This is a genomic window from Desulfobacterales bacterium (assembly GCA_021647905.1).
Classification (GTDB): Bacteria; Desulfobacterota; Desulfobulbia; order Desulfobulbales; family BM004; genus JAKITW01.
This window is the reverse complement of record JAKITW010000116.1, coordinates 1-3,602: the sequence shown is the minus strand read 5'-3', so window position 1 is coordinate 3,602 and position 3,602 is coordinate 1. Positions and strand designations below refer to the sequence as shown.

The 3,602-nt window shown below is 59.4% G+C and carries 3 protein-coding genes; all 3 read left to right on the top strand.

Features of this window, described 5'->3' with window-relative positions; all coding sequences use genetic code 11:
* The first annotated feature begins 251 nt into the window (after positions 1 to 251).
* Positions 252 to 677: a hypothetical protein gene (locus tag L3J03_12235; GenBank protein MCF6291749.1), complete on the top strand. Its 426-nt coding sequence runs from the start codon at positions 252 to 254 to the stop codon at positions 675 to 677.
* A 191-nt stretch (positions 678 to 868) separates the two neighbouring features.
* Positions 869 to 2,002, top strand: a complete 1,134-nt coding sequence (locus L3J03_12230; protein ID MCF6291748.1) for a protease inhibitor I42 family protein — start codon at positions 869 to 871, stop codon at positions 2,000 to 2,002.
* Positions 2,003 to 2,189: 187 nt separating this feature from the next.
* A partial coding sequence (locus tag L3J03_12225; GenBank protein ID MCF6291747.1) for a radical SAM protein occupies positions 2,190 to 3,602 on the top strand: 1,413 nt, incomplete at its 3' end.

Here is a 3,602-nt window from a genome sequence, read left to right as displayed (position 1 = left end):
CTACCATAAACCTGGCATTCTTTTTTCTTGCTATCTTTTTGTTTTTGTGTGTTAAAAGCCATAGAGTGTCCAGTCATGGAATAGCCGGACGAATTTCCCGGCAGCGGGATTTTTTCCCGGCCGGATGCATGGCGCTGTTTCAAACATGGTCTGCTGGAATTTACAGATTGTCACAGCGCAACTCGTGTCCATTGATTTTTCAACAGGGAGCATCGCACTTAGCCCTGGACCCCAAGACAAGGAGGAATGCCATGAACGGAAAGATCACGTTTCGAGCGGAAATCGAGTTCCAAGGTTCGGCAGACGACCTGGCCAAGATGCTAAAGACCATCGATAAGTTGCCGGTGCGGGTGATCATTGACAAGATCCCGCTGCCGTTCCCCTTCCCGGGCGGCTGGCCCATTCCCCCGGTCAAGATCCTGCCGCGGGACATTTTACCCAAGATCGTCAAGGCGAATCCGGTCCTGTCCAGGGATATCCCGGGCCGTATTGATGGCGGAATCCGCGACCCTCACCTCCATGTCGATGATCAACTGGTAATGCTCGGCCGCGAGGAATTCGGCCAGGTGGTGGGCATGGCCGCGGAAAGCATTGCCAGGGAACTTGCGGCCGGCGCTGATTATCAGCAAACGGTCGGCGCCCTGCGGGAATTGAACAGGGTCGCCACTGCCGGCTGAACAGGCTCCCAAGGCCCTTTTCAGGGCTGCCGGACCAAGCAAAGGGGAGGGGCCTGCTCGGCTGTGGCAAGGGCCGGCGCTTCCTGTTGCGGATGAACCTGGCCGGGCGTGGAGTGGCGCGGCCTTTGGCGAAAGCATACTGGGCCCGGCCATTTTTTGTCTGATCATTCACTGCAAGGAGGCAAGAGATCATGATGGAATTTAATGAATTCGGGGGCGAGATCACGGTTCATGTCTCAGAGGTTTTTGAGGTCGGCCTTGAATCGCAGGCCGCCTCAACAGGCTATACCTGGACCTTGGCAACCATGCCCAACTGCCTTAATCTCCTGGACATATCTTATCACACCTCCACCTCCCCGTTGTTTGGCACTAAGGGGAAACAGGTCTTTCGCTTTGTGGCCCTTCAGGAGGCAAAGGCCTGTCTTGATTTCAGCCTGGTAAGCCCTGCCGAGCCCCAGCAGGTGGTCCGGAAGAAGAGCTACGTGGTGGTGATTGAAGAGGCCCCGGCAACCGTGGCAGACGAGCTGCGGCAGAGCATCGGTGCCGGGCGTTTTGTCCGCACCTCCGCGGAAACGCGGTGTTCCGGCGGCGGTCCCCTGCCTCCCTATGGTGTGCCCATGCTGGTCAAGGAGGACCGGGAAAACTGTGTCTTGATGTATGGGATCCCCTGGGGGATAGCCAGGGATAGCGAGCGCTGCATCCTGAAGTACGGCGTTCCGGTCGATTTCGGCGATCATCGCGGCCTCAAGCTGATGCGGCGGGCCGACAGCGACGATATCATCGTGGTCTACGGCGTTCCCACCCCGGAATACGGGGTGCCCGCGCTCACGGCCGCGGTCCGGCAGGACAGGGTCTGCCATGTGCCGATGCAGGTCATCGAGGACAAGGACAACTGTGTGGTCATGTACGGCATTCCCAGCGGTATTCCGGCCCGGGCCGCGGATTGTGTTCTCAAGTACGGGGTGCCGGCTACCATGGTCCATGATCCTGACAACTGCCTGGTCAAGTACGGCGCCCCCCACGGCACCATTGAGGAGGGAGACGGATGCCTGCTGAAATACGGGTCGCCGCTGGTGCCGATAGAGGAAGATGACTGCATTGTCAAGTATGGCACCCCGCGCGGCGAGGTGACCACGGGCAAGGACTGCGTGGTCAAGTATGGTATCCCGGTCAAGGTCGTGGAATCGGAAGAAAACTGCATCCTGCTCTATGGCGTTCCCACCGGTATCCCCAGACCGGGTGAGCACTGTGTGCTCAAATACGGTGCCCCGGTGAAGCTGCGGAAGAGCAAGGCCGGCGGCAGGAAGGGCAGGGCCAAGAAGTAGATGCGGTTGGCGTATGCGATTCGCGTGTCGACCCCCTGGGCAGAGTGCGTGCCCGGAGGGGGGCGACGCCAAGTAACGGCACCTGCCGGAGGTATCCGGGCAGGGGCCACGGCACTGACGTATCGCGCTCGTACCCCGTCCTGTCACCGCTTACTACCACAAACACAAAACAGGTGAGGAACAAAAGTTGCCGTACAAGCCAATAACCGCGGTCTGGGAAATAACCATGGGCTGCAATATGCGGTGCAAGCATTGCGGCTCGGCCTGCCGGGAGCCCCTGGCCGATGAATTGAGCACTGCGGAGGCCCTTGATCTCTGCGACCAGATCGGAGCACTGGGGCTGAAATGGCTGACCCTGTCAGGCGGCGAGCCGCTTACCCGCCCGGACTGGCACCTGCTGGCCAGCCGGTTGCGGGATAACGGGGTCACACCCAATATTATCACCAACGGCTGGTTGATCACCGAGGAACTCTTGGACCGGGCTGTGGAGAGCGGGGTGGGGACCTTTGCCATCAGCCTGGACGGGATAAAAGAGACCCACGACCAGATCAGACGCCCAGGGGCCTTTGCCCGGATCATGAAGGCCTTTGCCCTGATGGACCGGAAATCGATTACCGCCGGCGTGATTACCACCATCCATAAGACCAACATCGGCCAGCTCGAGGCGATCAGACAGATCCTCCTTGATCAGGGGGTCGACTTGTGGCAGGTCCAGATCGGGCTGCCCATGGGTTCTTTTGCCGACCATGAAGAGATGATCCTGGAGCCGGCCCAGATGGACGACATCATCGACTTTATCTACGAATCCATGGACGACGACCGGATCCGGATCTATCCGGCCGATTGCGTTGGTTATTATAACTTCAAGGAGGTAGCGGCCCGGACCCGGGCCCACAATGCGAGCTACCCGGTCACCTGGCAGGGTTGTAACGCCGGCAAACGCAGTTTCGGGATCTTTCATAACGGTGACATCCTCGGCTGCACCTCCATCCGCGACCAGCAGTTCGTGGAAGGTAATATCAGGCAGACGCCCCTGAGGGAACTCTGGGAGAGTGAGGACTGTTTTGTCTGGAACCGACAGGCCGGCAAGGAGAAGCTGGCCGGATTCTGCGCGAAATGCAAGTACGGCGCCACCTGTCTGGGCGGCTGCCCCAACACCCGCCTGACCATGAACGGCGACATCCACAGCGAGAACCGCTACTGTTCCTATAACGTCGCCCTGACCCGGACCTGGGAAAAGATCGATGCCCTGGTGCCGGATTCCGGGACCCTGGCCAGCCTTGGCAAGAAGTTTGCCGATGAAGATGAACTGCAGTTGGCCCAGATGCTAATAGAAAAGGCCCTGGCCCTGGCCCCGGACGATATCGAGTTGCTCGGCTATTTCGGCTATGTGAGCTTCATGCTCCAGAATTATTCCGATGCCCGCCGGGCCAACGAAAAGGTCCTGGCCCTTGATGATGATAATGTCTATGCCAACAAGGGCCGGGGACTGACCCTGGCGCGCCTGGGTGAACTGGAGCGCGGCCTTGAGCACCTGAGAAAATCCACCCGGCTGACCACCAGCGCCTACATGGACCCCTACCACGACCTGGCAGTGCTG